Annotated in this window: 14 protein-coding genes; 4 read left to right on the top strand and 10 right to left on the bottom strand. The window is 56.6% G+C overall.

The window, feature by feature from the left end; all coding sequences use genetic code 11:
* Positions 1-251 precede the first annotated feature (251 nt).
* Entirely contained in the window at positions 252-485 is a 234-nt protein-coding gene (locus EUU25_RS13395) for a hypothetical protein (RefSeq protein WP_158901755.1), read from the top strand.
* Positions 482-718 carry a hypothetical protein gene (locus tag EUU25_RS13390; RefSeq protein ID WP_158901753.1) on the top strand — a complete coding sequence of 79 codons (237 nt, stop codon included), beginning with the start codon at positions 482-484 and terminating at the stop codon, positions 716-718. Before EUU25_RS13395 ends, EUU25_RS13390 begins: the two co-directional genes overlap by 4 nt.
* A 193-nt stretch (positions 719-911) precedes the next feature.
* Here the strand turns inward: EUU25_RS13390 and EUU25_RS13385 are convergent, their stop codons facing one another.
* The 8 genes from EUU25_RS13385 to EUU25_RS13350 all read right to left on the bottom strand — a co-directional run bounded on the left by EUU25_RS13385 (position 912) and on the right by EUU25_RS13350 (position 9,709).
* Entirely contained in the window at positions 912-1,778 is an 867-nt protein-coding gene (locus EUU25_RS13385) for a CPBP family intramembrane glutamic endopeptidase (RefSeq protein WP_158901751.1), read from the bottom strand.
* 81 nt (positions 1,779-1,859) lie between these two features.
* Positions 1,860-3,863, bottom strand: coding sequence for a M1 family metallopeptidase (locus EUU25_RS13380; RefSeq protein WP_222848794.1), 2,004 nt, complete (start codon positions 3,861-3,863; stop codon positions 1,860-1,862).
* A gap of 48 nt (positions 3,864-3,911) precedes the next feature.
* Positions 3,912-5,966, bottom strand: a complete 2,055-nt coding sequence (locus EUU25_RS13375; RefSeq protein ID WP_158901747.1) for a M13 family metallopeptidase — start codon at positions 5,964-5,966, stop codon at positions 3,912-3,914.
* Positions 5,967-6,141: 175 nt separating this feature from the next.
* The gene (locus EUU25_RS13370; RefSeq protein ID WP_158901745.1) at positions 6,142-6,942 is read right to left on the bottom strand and encodes a hypothetical protein; all 801 of its coding nucleotides are present in this window, start codon (positions 6,940-6,942) and stop codon (positions 6,142-6,144) included.
* A 120-nt stretch (positions 6,943-7,062) separates the two neighbouring features.
* Positions 7,063-7,485, bottom strand: coding sequence for a hypothetical protein (locus EUU25_RS13365; RefSeq protein ID WP_222848793.1), 423 nt, complete (start codon positions 7,483-7,485; stop codon positions 7,063-7,065).
* A complete protein-coding gene (locus EUU25_RS13360) occupies positions 7,482-8,294 on the bottom strand; it encodes a CPBP family intramembrane glutamic endopeptidase (protein ID WP_158901743.1) in 813 nt (270 codons plus the stop codon). Before EUU25_RS13360 ends, EUU25_RS13365 begins: the two co-directional genes overlap by 4 nt.
* An 18-nt stretch (positions 8,295-8,312) precedes the next feature.
* The gene (locus tag EUU25_RS13355) at positions 8,313-8,984 is read right to left on the bottom strand and encodes a hypothetical protein (protein WP_158901741.1); all 672 of its coding nucleotides are present in this window, start codon (positions 8,982-8,984) and stop codon (positions 8,313-8,315) included.
* Positions 8,985-9,028: 44 nt separating this feature from the next.
* Entirely contained in the window at positions 9,029-9,709 is a 681-nt protein-coding gene (locus EUU25_RS13350; RefSeq protein WP_158901739.1) for a hypothetical protein, read from the bottom strand.
* Between the two features lie 254 nt (positions 9,710-9,963).
* On the opposite strand from EUU25_RS13350, the gene EUU25_RS13345 reads away from it, so the two are divergent.
* Both EUU25_RS13345 and EUU25_RS13340 read left to right on the top strand, forming a co-directional pair.
* Complete coding sequence (locus EUU25_RS13345; RefSeq protein ID WP_158901737.1) at positions 9,964-11,097, top strand: helix-turn-helix transcriptional regulator; 1,134 nt, start codon at positions 9,964-9,966, stop codon at positions 11,095-11,097.
* A complete protein-coding gene (locus tag EUU25_RS13340) occupies positions 11,094-12,443 on the top strand; it encodes a POT-type proton-dependent oligopeptide transporter (RefSeq protein WP_158901735.1) in 1,350 nt (449 codons plus the stop codon). Before EUU25_RS13345 ends, EUU25_RS13340 begins: the two co-directional genes overlap by 4 nt.
* A 25-nt stretch (positions 12,444-12,468) precedes the next feature.
* Here the strand turns inward: EUU25_RS13340 and EUU25_RS13335 are convergent, their stop codons facing one another.
* Both EUU25_RS13335 and EUU25_RS13330 read right to left on the bottom strand, forming a co-directional pair.
* Positions 12,469-13,062 (bottom strand): lysozyme inhibitor LprI family protein, encoded by a 594-nt coding sequence (locus tag EUU25_RS13335; RefSeq protein WP_158901733.1) that lies wholly within the window; start codon positions 13,060-13,062, stop codon positions 12,469-12,471.
* Positions 13,063-13,154: 92 nt separating this feature from the next.
* Positions 13,155-13,451, bottom strand: a complete 297-nt coding sequence (locus EUU25_RS13330) for a hypothetical protein (RefSeq protein ID WP_158901731.1) — start codon at positions 13,449-13,451, stop codon at positions 13,155-13,157.
* Positions 13,452-13,569 lie beyond the last annotated feature (118 nt).

Below are 13,569 nucleotides of genomic sequence, written 5' to 3'. Positions count from 1 at the left end.
TCCATACCAGATTTCGGACCGCGGCTTTTGATCAGGATGCAGCTTGCTTCCGCGTTACCAACAGCTAAAGCGCGCGACGCTCAGGCGACCTCGCCAACTATCGTGTTCCTCTCTTCCAACGATGAGGTGACGACGATGCGTATGAACAATTATTTGTAATTTCCGATCCCGATCGAATACGCTGCGCCTTGCGCGCGTAGAGCCGCCCCTGAACCGGGCATCATACTAAATACGGAATTTACGAGACTTCCATGTTTAAAATTAACACAACAGACCTATCGGAGCTGGACAATTATCCGGCATCGCTGCGCCATTCGGCGTTGGCGCTTTGGGGAGCTGTTCCAGAATCACGATCAACTGTGCCCGAGGCCGGGAACAATCCTGCGCCCGAGTCCATTTTTCTCTCCGACAAAATCGAACAGCGGCGTTTTTGGCAGCGCCCGTTTTTTAACCGCCACTCCGACGTAGCAAAGGAAGCAGCATGAGCAATATGACCCTTAACCGCCGTGTTGTCGCCTGTGTGGCCGCGTGTAACGGCATCTCTTCCGAAGCGTTGGAGTCTGGCGCAATTGAACGCTTGCAGAAATCCGCATCGGTCGCCCTACGCAAGCTGCAAGAGCTTCATCCGCGTATCGAAAGCGGCAGTGAACATGCCGATATTGGCGCGTGCATCGTGCGGTTGCAGGCGGCGCTCAACAAGCTTGAAGATGCCATCTGAACGGATTCGACTGTGCAAAGGGGCCGGGCAATGCTTGGCGCCCTCGCCCCCAAAAAATAGTCGAAGCTAAAGCCCTTCGCCGCCGACCCAGTGGCAATTGCCGATCCGGCGGGCGAGGCTGCTGCGTGTCACGATGAAAGCCTGCGTTCGCCGGAACAACGAACAGTCTTTCCGGTTATGGGTCGAAGGTGGCTTAGTTCTTCTGCTTCCAGAATGGCGGCACGATGTGGCCGCGCCGATGCGCCTTGACGAGCAGGATCACGCCCGCGGTCGTGCATAAAGTGAACGCGGTCAGCGAAGCTTCCAGTCCAAATTTTCCTCCGGTCAGCAAATCGGACCCGTTAATGATCGGCTTGATGAGTCCCGGCTCTGCAACGCCGCCGGACACAACCCCGCCAAACACGGCCGATTGCGTGTAATTCCATGCCATATGGAAGCCGATGCTCATCCATAACCGGCGGGTCAGCATATAGGCCGCGGCGAGCAGAAGGCCTGCCTCGACGCTGATGAACAACGCGCCGGTCATCGTCGCATCGGGGTTGGCGAGATGGGTCAGGCCAAATACGGCGGACGATACGATGATCGAAACCCAGCTCCCCAACCATTCTTCAACGATGCGAAACAGGGCGCCGCGAAACAGCAATTCTTCAAGAAAGCCGGAGCTGATCGCCAGGGCAATCGCCGGCAGCATGATGGACACAGGGTTAAATCCGTCAATGCGGAAAATCCCCAGCACGTACAAAATGATCATGCATCCGGTATAGAGGCCGGCCCCTATCAATAGCCCGATGCCCAACTCCCTTGGCATAGCGGATAGTTCAAACTCGGTGACTTCGCGGCGCTCGATCCAGCGGACAAAGCCGACGTAAATGCACATGGCCAATGACACCATCGCAGTGGCCGCGACGATAGCTGCAACAGCGTTGCCCTTGTTTTCTTCCATGAATGTATTGCTGAAGGCGATGCCCCCAAATAGCGGCACGCCAAGCAGAACCAAGCGGATAAGCGGGAACTGCAATATTCGCAGCCATGTTGGCGGTGGCGATGTTACTTCACTCATATTCATTTCCCTTCCCCGTTAATTGCTGTCCCGCCGAGTTGGTTCGGACCGACGAGATGTTTTCAAATGTCAGTTTCTTTTTCACTGTTTCCAGCTGTTATCCTTCGGATTGAAGTCCACAAAAATCCCGGTGTCGAGTGTAACGGCGCTGAGTGTCTTGCCGTTTGAAACGGTAACGTCGGTTGCGCCGCCATCCGATTGCCATGCTGCAGGCGTGCGATGCACACGCTCGCTGGTGCCGTCGGCATAGTTGAGGATGAGGTCGAACGGCATCGCCATGCCTCCTGGATTGTGCACCTTTACAATATGCGATCCCCCGTCCGTACGCACCTCACCGACGGCAAGGTCCATATAGTTATAGCCAAAGAACCAGTTTTTGAAGAACCAGCTATGATCGCCGACGCCTGCATTATTGAAGCTGTTGAACATATCCCAAGGCAAGGGACGCTTGCCGTGCCAACGCTCCATGAAGGTGTGCAGGCCCTTTTTGAACGCCTCATCTCCCATCAGGTCCTTGAGCGCCAGATAGCCGAGCGCGGCTTTCCCATATTGGTTGAATGCAAATACCGACGCTTGGCCAAACAGCGAATCATGCGGCGTAATCACCGGAATTTCATTACCTGAAGCAGCTTCCGGCCAGCCGACCTTGACCACCCGGAAATCCTTGAACAGGGCATCCGCTTTTTCGACGCCAAGCACCTCGCGGTTGCGGAGATATTCGAACGCGGTTGTCCAGCCTTCGTCCATGAAGGGATAACGTTTCTCGTTGATACCCATGTAAAAGGGGAACCAGCTGTGCAGGATTTCATGCGTCGCAACAAAGCCGGTGAAGGCATTTTCAGGCAGGCTTGCGGCTTCCGGGCTGCCGATATTTGATCCGTCATTGACCATCATCGGATATTCCTCATCCGCGCCGCCCAATATGATTGTCGTTTTGGGGTACGGATAGGGAACTCCCGGATATTTGGTGGAGGCAAATTGCAACGCCTGTCGGCCATATTCGACCATCGGTTTGAAGTCGGTCGCGCTGTCGGCATAGGCCGCCTGTACACCCACGCGGCGGCCCGTCGAAGGCGCCACTACTACACTCGATGCCTGCCATCGGTAGTGGTTGCTGAGTGCCAGTGCAAAATCAGGCACATGCTTTGCCCGCCATTTCCAGCTCAGCATTGCCGCACGGGCCGTTACCTTACCGCCCTTGATGTCGGCGGCTTCAGCGATCGTTGCAACCTGATCGCTTTTCTCGCTGGCCTTCAGGCGGGCGACGATCTCAGGTTGCAGAACGTCGGCCGGGTTTTGGAGTTCGCCGGTTGCCCACACCACATAGTCGCGCGGCGAAACAACCTCGACATCGAAATCGGCAAAGTCGTTGTTAAACTCCCGTCCCATGGTGAATAATCGCGTGTCCCAGCCGCTGTCGTCGCTGTAGTTGGTGACGCGCGGAAAGAAATAGGCGAGGAAGAAAGTGCTGTCATCAATCGCGCCTTCTTTCCAGCCCTTGTCGCGCACTAGATCATAGTTCCAGCGCATCTTGATCGACACGCTTCCTTTCGGAGGAATCGGTTTGGGCAACAGGATGGTATGCGTCGTACTGCCGGGAAAGTTCATTCCTGCCACGGGACTCTTGGGATCGTCCCATAGCATCACCGCACCGTCGACGCTGAACTCTTCGACCGTAATGCCCGAAGTCATGAAATCGCGCGACGTGGGATATTCACGGAGCGCTTCCGGCTTGTGCGCATCCATGTACATGCGGAAAACCAGAGCAGGAAGCGGATCGGGGCTGTTGTTGGTGTAGATGATTACCTGTTCGCCGCGAACCTTCTTATCAGGGGGAGCGACGGTGACCTTTATCTTATGGGTCGCATGATTCTGCCAATAGTTCGGCCCCGGTTTCCCGTCGCGGCTGCGCGTCCCTTTTTCATAGGCTTTCTGGATATGGCGTGGCTCGTAAAGCCCGGCATCGGCCTGACCGTTGGAAATCACCCATGGGGATTCGTTCGCCCACGAGATGGAAGGAGAAAGGAGACTGGCCAATGCAAGTGCGCAAAAGGCGGCGATACGAATTTGAATATGCTTTTCCAATTCCGACCTCCATTGGACATTTTTGATGCGCATGTTTCTGCTTTCAGCTCACCAAATCCGGACGCGCTGTTCGGGCGGCAGGTAGAGTTTGTCGCCCGGCTTTATATTGAACGCTGTGTACCAGGCGTCGACATTTCGGACGACGCCATTGACGCGAAATTCTCCGGGGCTGTGGTTGTCGGAAAGGATGCGCCGCCGGGTTTCACCCTCCGTCATGACATTGCGCCACAGTTGCGCCCAGGACAGAAAGAAGCGCTGGTCGCCGGTGAAGCCGCCAATGACGGGGGCCTTTGCGCCCTGCTTTTCCTTCACAAAACGCTGATAGGCCGCATAGGCCACGGACAGACCACCGAGATCGCCAATATTTTCGCCCAGATTTTGACGGCCATTAATTGTCAGACCCGGCAAAGCCTCATATCGGTTATACTGGTCGACCAGTCCGGCCGTGCGCTTGTCGAACTCGCTGCGGGCCGCCTTTGTCCACCAGTCGCGCAACTTCCCGTCGCCGTCGGAGCGGCTTCCCTGATCGTCAAAGCCATGACCGAATTCATGGCCAATCACCGCCGCGATCGAACCGAAATTGACCGCAGGATCAGCATTCGGATCGAAGAAGGGCGGCTGCAATATTCCGGCCGGAAAGGTGATCGAGTTTTGCGACTGGCTGTAACCGGCGTTGACCTCTTGCGGGGTGTAGGGAAATTCCCACCGCCGCGTTTCTTCGGACAGTCTTTTCAGGCTATCGGCCCGCGCCCAGTCCGATAGCCTGTTCTGGTTGCCCACAAGATCGTCGGCCGCGATACGCACATTCGAACGGTCGTGCCACCGTTCGGGATAGCCGATATAGCGTGTGACCTTTGCCAGTTTGTTGAGCGCTTCCGCGCGGGTCGCTTCATCCATCCATTCGAGCTTCTCGATACGCTCGCGATATGTGTCGCGGAGATAACCCACCATCTCGTCCACCTTGGCCCGGTCGGATGCGCCGAAATATTTTCCGACATATAGACGGCCCACTTCCTCACCGAAGGCGGCGTTGACGGCGGCGATACTTTCAAGTTCGGCAGGACGCCGCTCCGGCGTATCCTGAAGCCGTTTGACATGAAAATCGAAGTGCGCCTGAACCCATGGCTCGGATAGCGAATCCGCCCAGGCATCCAGCGTTTTGAATGCCAAGAAAGACTGCAAGTCGGGGACCGGAGTGTCGGCGAATAATTTCGCAATGTCCTGGACGGCAGTATCCGTCAGAACTTTGATACGCGCCTGCTTGTCAAACTTCATCTCGGCCAAAAAGGCGTCCCAGGGGAAGCCCGGCGCATAGGCTTTCAACTGCGCCGGGCTCATGACATTGTTCAAGGCCACAACATCGCGCCGTTGTGCGGTAGTCCACTGCCGCTTTGCGATTTCGGTTTCGAGCGCCATGACTTTGGCGGCGCGCGCATCGGCGTCCGCAATGCCGGCACGGCGAAATGTCGATGCGATATAGTCCAGCAGCGCCTTGCGGTGCCCGATATAGGGTTCAGCGTCGGCCAGATAATAGTCGCGCGATGGCATCGTCAGGCCGCCAACCCCTACGGCCGCAATCTGCCGCTTGGGGTCATCGGCATCGGTCACAACCCCGGCACCAACCAGACCGTCGATCCAGGGCATCGCCATGATTTTTGCCATGTCCATGCGGTCGGTGGTGCCCGCGACAATCGACAAGGTGCTGGCAATAGGGGTGAGGCCAAGCGCGTTGCGCCGTTCCATATTGGAATGGGATCGGTGAAAATCACCAATTAATTGTTCCGGACTTCCCGGATCCCCTGTCTTTTGCCGCGTCTCGGCGATGAGACCGCCAATCCGCTTTTCCGTCGACAGATACACATCGACCGAGGCATCGATATAAGGGATACCCGCGGGCGGCTTGGCCGTCTTGAGCCAGCCTTCATTGACATAGCGATAGAAATCATCGCCGGGCCGAACCGTCGTCGACATGTTGCGCGTTTCGACACCCCATTCGCCAAGCTGCGGTTTAGCCGTGCCTGCTTCGGCGGGGGCCGCCAGTAAGGCATTTGGCTGCGCTATGAACATCAACGCGGCTACGCTTGCAAAAAATGATGTTTTCATATCGATCGCCTTTTCAACAAAAGGGTGCCGACCCCAAAAGGGCCGGAACAACCTGTTTTGCAAAGTGCAGACGGGCGCGACCCAACCATCGGCAAAAAAAACGGGGCTGACAGAGGGAAATCCGTCAGCCCCGCCCACGCATCAACCTGGTGTTGGTTGAAAGAAATGTACCCGATTACCAGTCACGGCACGTCCGCTTGGAAACATTTTCGATCGAGTTCACATATCCGTTGCTCGACGTCATCACGACGCATTGTTCGGCGCCTTCGTTCCAGAATGTGAAGTAGCGGCCTTCGTCGGTTTTCTTGTTGTCCCGCACGACGAAGCCCCGGCTCATAAGCTGCGAAACCGCATAGGATCGCGATTGCCCGCGAAGATCACCAACATAAGAATGCGCGGAATAGCCGCCGCCATAATGGTTGTTGGAACGGTAGGAGGTTTCGTGCCCACGTTGCTCGGTACCGCGCGAATAGCCGTCCGAATAGGCATTTGACCGGCCGTAATTGTGGTAACTTTGATTATAGAGCCCATCACGATAGCCGCGCTCATATTCGGCTGTATTGGTTTGGTCCGAATATTTGTCGCCGCGATCATGCGACTTGCTCGCCAAAGCCGCAACGCCAAGAAGCGCGGCGACGCCGGCAATGGCGACGGCGGTTTTGTCGCCGTTGCCGCCCTTTTGGTTGCAATCGGAATTTTTCGCCAAGTCGATGGCGTCGAACTTGCCGTCATAGGTATCGACCTTGACGCATTCCTTGGTGTTGGGATTCCACCAATAGGTCACTTTGCCACCATCCTTGGTCAAGCCATGGTGCATGGTGAAGCCGCGTTCTTCCAAAGTGGTTTCGCCACCGGCGGCGCGGGCACCGACCAGATCACGCACCGATCCGGGAGGGGCCGCCACCGCCACAGTGCCCTGTGCGAGTAAAGAGGTCGCTACCAATGTTGCTAACGTTGTTTTTCCAAATTTTTTCACAAAAACTCCCCTTTTTGCTGAGTCGCAATCCACCTTGCTGGCCGGAAGGATGCGCCTGCGGCCAGTGCACAACAATTTACAAATGATGACAGCCGATGGACATTTGCTGCCAAAATGCCCCTATTTTCCGGTCGCGCTTACCGTCAGGGTGTAGTTCGCTGTTTCATTCCGCCGGGCGGCATTGCGCATCAGATAGACATCGATGGTGTAATTTCCGGACGAGGGGACCACGCCCGAATAGCTGTTTCCTTCGGTCGATCCGATGAACAGTGCTTCCTGCGCTCCGGGAGCTGTAATGTTGAAATAGGACGAGCTGTTGCTCGTCACCAGTTTGACCTTGAGGGTCTGGCCCGCCTTGATATTGATCGTATACAGGCGCCCTTGGTCACCCCGGATGCTGCCTTTTATGACTTTGGAACTTGCACCTTTGGCAAATTGTATGGCCACAGGTTTCGATGCATCCTGCGCTTGAAGTGTCGCGGGCACAATATAGGCGCCGCTCAGAAGGGCAATGGCCAGAAACGGTTTTACCTTCATCATCATTCTCCTTTTTGGGGGGTTAAGAAGTCAGGGGAAGTGGTGCGATCATCTTGCCAGCCTTCGCGAACCTGCGCGTTCCGGATCAGATAGAAACCGTATAATGCCATCGGGCCGACTATGATCAATGCGCCCAAAAACTGTTCCAACGGTGCAGCGGCAGGCTCTGCCGGACCGGAGCGACCGGACAAGAGAATGAAGACCGACAAATCCCACAACCAATGCACAATCATTACGGGTAAGAGAGCATGGGTACGGATGCGAAGCGCAAGAAAGGCGGATCCACTCAGCATCGCGTTGAACGCCTGAACGCCTGCGGCGGCAAATTGACCGGTCAATAGCGCGTTCAAAACATGAACGATCCCGAACAGGAAAGTGACGAGGAAGAACGCGCCCCAAAAGGGAAGGGCCTTGCGCGCCGCGCCCCATAAAACACCGCGAAAGGCCAATTCCTCGCTGAAGCCTACAAACATGGTGTTGATCGTGACCGTCAGCAGGATCGCTTTCGGTACAGGCGCATGCAGAAAAACCGCTGCGGCAAAAAAGCCGGAGACGAACAGCATCGGGAACCAGATCAAGCGCCAGGACGATACCGGCCGAACGGCGTTGAATCCGACATCTTTCCACTTCATCGCCCACATGATCACGAGCAATAAGGCGGCAGCGGCGGGCGGCCCCCACACAATTTGCTGGGACACAAGCTGGTCAAGCGACGTGCCTTCCGCGACCTGAAGCAAAGCGAGCCCCATCGTCACCGCGACCCACAAGACAACGGCAAAAACCGATATAAGCAGCCTAATGGATGATGTGCCCATTGATCCTCCCAAGTCCCGTCACGTTAGATAGGGTGCAAATAAAACAGCTGCGGTAACCACGAGCAGCACCGATGTGATGAAGAACATCAAAATGGCCATGGCCCAGCTTCGGAGCGGTCCGACATGCAGTTTCGTCCGGAACCAGTGGGCTTGCTGCCGAAGATACCAGCTCAATGCCAGCAGCATGAGAATATTCGCAATGAGATGACTGTTCGGAACGGCCACCTGCCGCATCGATTGCGTAATCCCAAAGCACATCGCCAAGGGTGCGGTTACAAAACATTGGGCGTAAAAGGGGGCTCGCAAGGTTTCGCGATCGAGAGGTATCTTCAGACCATATAACAGGCGCAACGCCATCATCAGCGGAAAAACACTGAACACCAGAACGCGGAAAGCCAGCAGATTTTCGGTGCTGCTCAGAAAAGACGGTAATTCCAGCCCGCCGTTTTTCCCTAAGGTTGCGACCTCGATTGCGTGGCTGATGGCCAGACACATCATTAGGAAAAGCGGCGGGCTTAACGTGTCGATATATTGTTCGGACTGGACATCGCCCAACTCGGTATCGGCATAGTCCATCATCCGTTGCGGGTAACGAAAGGTCAGCCATAATGTCTTCGGATAGAAGACCAGCATGACCATGACTTCGTAGAGCAACTCCTCAAGCGATTTGAGGAGTTTCATAAAGTCCATATAATGTCCCCTTTTATGCAGCAGATGTTCCGGAAAATCCGGGATTAGTCACCCCGAACAAATACATCGGGAATTTCGTATCTCTCCTTTCCTAAAGTCGCGATGGTTGTGTCACCGTCCCGCGACGCGGTTGCCTTCATGGCGGCAGTGCCATCGGCTTCGGCGGTAGAAAAACTCAGGAAACTGCCATCCTTGTTGAAGAAGATCGTGCGGGTGGTTTTGTCCGGCAGGGTCACGTCAATATAAGAGCCAGCATCCGCGTTGCGGACGACGCCTGCATCACACATGCCTGCGGCGGCACCCTTATAGCCCGCGCATTTGATCTGCGCGGTTGCATTATAATTGGTACCGGCAACTTTCGCATCACCCGTGCCATCGCCATCACCCGGCGTGCCAGCCGCAGAGGCAGGTACCGATACCAGCGTTACGCCATCGACTGCCCCCACAATCTTGCCGCCCAATTTCTTCGCGTCGTCTTCGGTCAGGCATCCGGCAAGGGTGGCGCTGTCGTCCAGATAGTTCACGGTCTCGGCGCTTTCACCGATCTTGCGGCACGCATCGCCGGGGTTGGGAAATCCATCACCGACAAGGACCAGATTTTCTGGCCATTTTGCTGTTTGTGCCGCTGCAGTGGCGGCGTCTGGTGCATCGCCTGCCTTATCGCAGGCGGAAAGTGCAAGCGCCGATGCAAGCGCCAGAAATCCGATAGTTGGGATGTTTTTCATGCGCATATCCTCCAACCCGTTGAACGGCTTGCTTCTCTTTTGAAAGCTGGCACGAAAACTGCCCGAATGTAACAGAATAGGATATGGACAAATGCTGCCACCATTTGGACATTCACTGCCAAAACGCGCTGCAAAGCTTTGCAGGAAGGGATGTAAATCGACTTGTGGATTTAGTCTTTTGCGCTACAATTTGTAAAACGGGCGCATTCAGTGGTTTAATCTTTCACGTCAGGCGAGCAATCGCAGGAGAATGCATGGATCGCTATGAAAATCGTCATCGCGATATTGAGCTAAGTTGCGTCGAGTCCGCCGGGGCGGAGCAATGTGTCGACCCGACGCCCGGCGCCTCTGCCTTGCAGGACGCTCTTCACCTGATCCGGCAATTGGGACCCGACGCACAGCGCACGGTAGCAACCGCGGCGACCGCGCAATTTGGGGAATGGCTGGGCTGGCCAGCCTGGCTCACCGACGGCACCGCGCTACCCTCCGCCGAGCCATTGCCCAGCCGGGTCACATTGGCGGACGATTTGATTCTGATCGCCAATATTGTGGATCGGGGCGAAGCATCCGGAATCATCGCACGCTTGTTCGGCGAGTTCAAAATACCCGCCGCGCCTATCACGGTTCCGGCGCTCTACAATGCCCCGACCTTGCAGGACGCATTGCAATTTTTCATCCGGGCAGCTGCCTTCGGCACACCCTTTTTGAAGATTGATTTGCGCCACCATCAGGATGGCTTTTCGATTGTCGTGGATTCCGAACTGAACCCCGGCTCGCTTCGTGATTTTTGCGCCATCGCGATCCTCTCCACCGCATATCGCTTCGTCAGCTTTTTCGTTACAGGCGACGCCGCCGAGATCGATATAGATGTCGAGGTCATGGAAGGTTCGGCATTGGTCGCCCCGTTGCAGAAACTGCCTTGCGGGATAACCTGCGGCGCGCGGCACTATGCGATCCACGGCGCGGCCGAATGGTTGTCAATCAAGAATCTGCGTTCCGACGCGGCTTTTTGGAACTTCGCCCTAGAACGCATGGCTGTGGCCGAGCGGGAGGGAAGCCGGTCCGACATTGTCCGCAGGATCCGCACCGCCATCTGTGCCGCGATGGAAATTGATGCCCGCGTCCCGCGGCTGAAGCAAATTGCGGCCCTCGAAGGTGTGTCCGAGCGGACATTGGTGCGCACATTGGCGGCGCAGGGCATCAAGTTCCACCAGCTTGTGGAAGAAGAGCGCAGGATGAAAGCGGCGGAGCTGATCGGTAACAGCGCGATCAGCCTGACCGATATCGCGCGCCTCCTGGGCTTCACCGATATGTCGAGTTTCGGGCGTTCCTACCGGCAATGGTTCGGGGTTACGCCGGGTCAGGCACGAAGCCGAAGAAGCGCGTGACAGCGGCACTTCCCTTTCGGCGCATTAGATCGCTCCGAACGGGTCAGCCGGACGGTTTCGCAACAATCTGCCTCACCAAATTCTGGGAACGCGTCGCCTATTACGGGCTGCAGGCAATCCTGATCCTCTACCTGACCGAATATCTTCTGGTCACCCGAGCGGCCGACGAGATCTGGCTCGTTGCGTCGATCAGTACCCTCTTTGAGGTCAAAGGGCAGGCACTGGCCTCCAGCATTACGGGTGGCTTTTTGACGCTCATCTCGATCATTCCGATCGTGGGTGGCGTCATCACAGACCGGGTTCTGGGGCCAGCACGAGCCATATTGGTCGGTGGATCGATCATGGCCTTGGGTCATTTGGCGATGGCATATGAGCCCGCGCTTATTTTGGCGCTAACTTGCATAGCGCTCGGCATTGGGCTGTTTCGCGGCGCAATCGCCAGCCAGTTGGGGTCGCTCTACGACACCGACTCCCGACGCGTCGAAGGGTTCCAACTCTACTTTCTCGCAGTGAACCTCGCCGGTCTGGCGGGGCCTTTTGTGGTCGGCACGATCGGCGAGGAAGCCGGCTGGCATTGGGGGTTCGCAACCTCCGCTTTCGCCATGCTCGTCGCGCTCTCCATTTACGCCTTTGGCCATTTCGACCCTGCGAAAGCCCGGAAAGTCGAGGTGCCGGCATATGCCCCATCTTCCACCCTCTTGTCCGCTCGCAAATGGCCGTCGAACATCCTGCTGATCGCGGGCGTAGGGCTGCTCGCCATTCCCAACTTTCAATTGTTCAATGCCTATCTGCTGTGCGTGAAAAAGGACTTCGCCCTTATGCTCTTTGGTCAGCCGATACCTGTCAGCTGGCTGGTCGGAATGGATGCAGCGCTCAGCCTGTGCGTGCTCGTGGCGTCGGTCCCGGCCTGGCGGGCGCTGGAACGCCACATCGGTCCGGTATCCTCGCTGACCCGGGCAAGTTTCGGTGCGCTTTTTGTATGTGCTGGCACATGCATGCTGTTGGCAGCGGCGCTGATGGGCGGCGGGGGGAAGCTCACACTCCTATGGTGTGTGGCGTTCCAGTTTCTGAACGCCGCGGGCCTTGCGCAAATCCTGCCGGCTGCCCTCGCCGAACTTGGCAGCAAAGACAATGTGAAGGGTTCGGCCACGTCGATTTCGGGCTATTTTCTCGGCCTGTTCTTTGCAGGGCTGCTCAGCACAGTGCTGGCGGCGCGTTTTGAAGCCTTACCGATTACAACCTTCTGGTCGCTCCACCTCGGCTGCGCCGTTGCCGGTGCGGCCATGCTCCTGCTGGCAAAAAAGGCGGCCGACCATTTCGTGCGGGCGCAAGGGCAAATGGGTTAGGCGGGCATAGCAAAGGCGCCGCGCTTCAACGCTTTGTCTTGCACGAAATACGGCGGCCATCATGGCTTGTAAAGTCGATACGCGACCCGCGCACCGTCGCGGTCCATACCGGTTTCCAGACAGATTGTTCCGACACCGGCGCAGCAATGGCCCTTAGCGACTGGTCGTCGCGCGTCCGTACAAGCATATAGCCATTGGGCACCCGGTCGATCTCCACCTGACCCCAAATTGTGCAGCGTGCGCCCCATGTCCGTTCGCGCATCTGCGTCGCACTTTCCAGAAAGGCGAGCCGGTCGCGATAGGACTGCACCAGGCACGCGCGGTGATCGGTTTCAAAGGCGCAGCGGCTGCGTCGCTTAAACCACTGGTCATCACTTTCGATCAGCGCGATTCCGTTCGCAGCCGCCGGCATGTTCAAAATAGCGGCAAGCCGCGCGTCCAGCTGGCGCAATTCGGTATCCCCGCACACCAGTTGATCGGATGCATAGACCGGTCGCGCGCAATCGGCGGTTAATTGCGCCATCGGCGGCGGAACGGACATCTGCGCCAACGCCGGGGAGGACAAAGCCAGAAGCCCGAAAGAAGCCGCCAACACCGCGGAACGATGCGCTAAGTTCATCTCTCTAAATCCCGTGCACGACGATATTTGCCGACGGCAATCGTAACCGATGTCTCCACATTGGCAATGTAAAGCGTACAGCTTGGCCGGGATTATTGCCCGGAACCGCATCCCACGGCATTGCCGCAACATCCACCCGAGCAGATATTGCCTGATTCCACGATTGCACGGGCTGTTCGGTTTCCGTTGCTTTGAATGCGCTTCCATTCGCCTGCGGTTTTGCAGACCTTGCCCTTTTTCACGAGCGATCCGGTCACTTCAACCTTGCGGCACTTGATCACCAGATCAGGATCATTGGCACCTGTTGTCTGCGTCGCGTCATCCTTGGAAAAGGCAGGTGCGGCGATGAGTGACATGGCGAGTATGACTGTGGCTGCAAAACGACGCATAGCGATTTCCCCCTATCGACAACCTGATATGGAATAGCATGGAAGCAGCCCCCCTCACAATCTGCACCCATGTCGTTGGTCGAAAGCCACGCTGTCTGCCATCGAAAGATGCTGTGCC

Source organism: Sphingorhabdus lacus (assembly GCF_009768975.1).
GTDB classification, from domain to species: Bacteria; Pseudomonadota; Alphaproteobacteria; order Sphingomonadales; family Sphingomonadaceae; genus Sphingorhabdus_B; species Sphingorhabdus_B lacus.
The sequence above is the reverse complement of the archived record's forward strand: the minus strand, read 5'-3'. Positions and strand labels throughout refer to the sequence as shown.